3 protein-coding genes are annotated in these 2,245 nt (G+C 74.6%); 2 read left to right on the forward strand and 1 reads right to left on the reverse strand.

Going from position 1 to position 2,245, the window contains the following annotated elements:
- A partial coding sequence (locus L0B03_RS16890; protein ID WP_250448029.1) for an NYN domain-containing protein occupies window positions 1-624 on the reverse strand: 624 nt, incomplete at its 3' end.
- Between the two features lie 147 nt (window positions 625-771).
- On the opposite strand from L0B03_RS16890, the gene L0B03_RS16895 reads away from it, so the two are divergent.
- Together L0B03_RS16895 and L0B03_RS16900 are read left to right on the forward strand one after the other, a co-directional pair.
- A complete protein-coding gene (locus L0B03_RS16895) occupies window positions 772-1,200 on the forward strand; it encodes a pyridoxamine 5'-phosphate oxidase family protein (protein WP_250448031.1) in 429 nt (142 codons plus the stop codon).
- Window positions 1,201-1,214: 14 nt separating this feature from the next.
- Window positions 1,215-2,245: NAD(P)/FAD-dependent oxidoreductase (locus L0B03_RS16900; protein WP_250448033.1), on the forward strand; the 1,031-nt coding region annotated here is incomplete at its 3' end.

The following is a 2,245-nucleotide window of genomic DNA, read 5'->3' on the forward strand; positions in this document are numbered from 1 at the left end:
GCCCGACCGTCCCGCGCCGGAGGACCCCTTCGCCGCGGCCACCGGCTCCGGGGCGGGGGCGGGGGGCTCGATCTCGGTCGGGTCGGGCTGCTGGAGGAGCTCGGCGAGCTCGTCGGCCGTCACGACCTGGTCGGCCACGGCCCGGTAGGCGCTCGCCGCCGGACCCGCCGTGATGATGGTGACCCGGCGGTCCTCGGCGCGGCAGCGCAGGGCCAGGGGCGTGAAGTCGGCGTCCGCCGAGAGGATCACGAACTCGTCGTAACGGGTCTGGGCGCTCAGGGCGTCCACCGCGTCGAGGACCAGGTTGATGTCGGCGCTGCTCTTGCCCTGCTGGGTCAGCGACGGGCAGTCCACGACGCTGAACCCCGCCCGCGTGAAGTTGGGCCGGAACTGGGAGAACGCCGAGGGGTTGAGGTAGCACGAGCGCACCAGGAACCGTCGGGAGAACTCCCCGTCCGCGTCGCTGCCCGTCTCGAGGGCCGCGAGCCAGTGCGCGGGGGAGCTCGCGAAGGCCTCGGCGGCCTGCGGGTCGAGGCGCTGCAGCCCGATGTAGACGTTGTCGAAGTCGACGAACAGCGCGCAGCGCAGCCGTCGGCTGGTCTCGGTCGTGTCGATGGTGGTCACGGGCCCATCCTCCTCGCTGAGGTGGGGCCGTCCAGCGCGGGACGCGCCGCACGGGCCCCACGTCCTGCGAGAACGGTCGCGGACCGAGGTCCCAGGCGCTCGGACAGATCCTTGGTTACCTTCGGATGAACACCAGGAGGTGTCCCGATGAGCACTGACGAGGACGTCGTCGTCCCGCTCTCCGCCGAGCAGGCGTGGGAGCTGCTGGGCCGGGCCGGGGTGGGGCGCCTGGCCTTCCACCTCGCGGACGAGGTGCACATCGCCCCGGTCAACCACGTGCTGCACGGAAGCCGGATCGTCTTCAGCACCCGCGCGGGCAGCAAGCTCCTGGGCGTCGAGATGAACCGTGACGTGGCCTTCGAGGTCGACGAGGTCGACCAGACCCACGCGCGCAGCGTGGTCGTCCGCGGGGTCGCGCACCACCTGCGGGACCGGGAGGCGGCGGCTGCCGAAGGGCTCGGCCTACGGTCGTGGGTGCCGACCGAGAAGGACGAGTACGTCGCGATCGACGTGACCGAGATCTCCGGGCGGGCCTTCCGCCTCGAGCGTGGCCCCGGGGAGGGCGACGTCACCTGACCTAGGCTCGGCCCATGGACTGCGAGGTGCTGGTCGTGGGGGCGGGCATGGCGGGCCTCGAGTGCGCGCGGACCCTGGCGCGGGCCGGGGTCGACGTCCGCCTGGTCGAGGCCGGGGACGCGCCGGGCGGGCGCGTCCGCAGCGACCGCGTCGACGGCTTCACGGTCGACCGCGGTTTCCAGCTCCTCAACCCTGCCTACCCGGCCGTCCGCGACCGGGTCGACCTCGAGGACCTCGACCTGAGGCCCTTCCTGCCCGGGGTGCTGGTCCGCGACGACACCGGCCTGAGACTGCTCGCCGACCCGCGGCGCGCCCCCGGCCTGCTCCCCCGCACCCTGACGAGCGGGCTCCTCCGGCCCGTCGAGCTGCTGGCCCTGGCCCGTTGGGTCGCGCCCGCGATGGGTCCCGTGCGCGGGCTCCTCTCCCGCGGTGACCGCACCCTCACCGACTCCCTCGACCACGCCGGGGTCCACGGCCCGTTGCGCCGGGGCGTGCTCGAGCCGTTCCTGGCCGGTGTGCTCGCCGAGGCAGACGGCACGACGTCGGCCCGGCTCACCAGGCTGCTGGTGCGCGCCTTCCTGCTGGGGACCCCGGGGGTGCCTGCCGCGGGCATGGGCGCCCTGCCCGCCCAGCTCGCACGCGACGTGCCAGACCTGCGCCTGGGGACCGCCGTCGAGAGCATCGAGCGGGTACCCCACGGGCGCCGCACCCGGACCACCGCAGGACCGGTCACGGCCCGGGCGGTCGTCGTCGCGACCGATCCGGCGACCGCCCAGCACCTGACCGGTCTGCCGACACCGCCCATGAAGGGCCTCGTCACCCACTGGTACGCGACCGACGAGGCCCCCGCGGTCGAGCCCGCCGTGGTCGTGGACGCCCGGCGACGCGGGCCCGTGGTCAACGCCGCGGTGATGAGCCTGGTCGCACCCGAGTACGCCCCACCGGGCCAGCACCTCGTCGAGGCGACGTGCCTGCTGGCCCCCACGACCCCGGACGAGCGCGCCGTGCGCCAGCACGCGGCCGCGATGCTCGGGGTCGACGGGTC

It is taken from the genome of Actinotalea sp. C106, from assembly GCF_023630195.1.
GTDB lineage: Bacteria > Actinomycetota > Actinomycetes > Actinomycetales > Cellulomonadaceae > Actinotalea.

Coding starts and splice junctions, on each gene's coding strand:
- L0B03_RS16895 (WP_250448031.1), top strand. CDS start 772: ATGAGCACTGACGAGGACGTCGTCGTCCCGCTCTCCGCCGAGCAGGCG.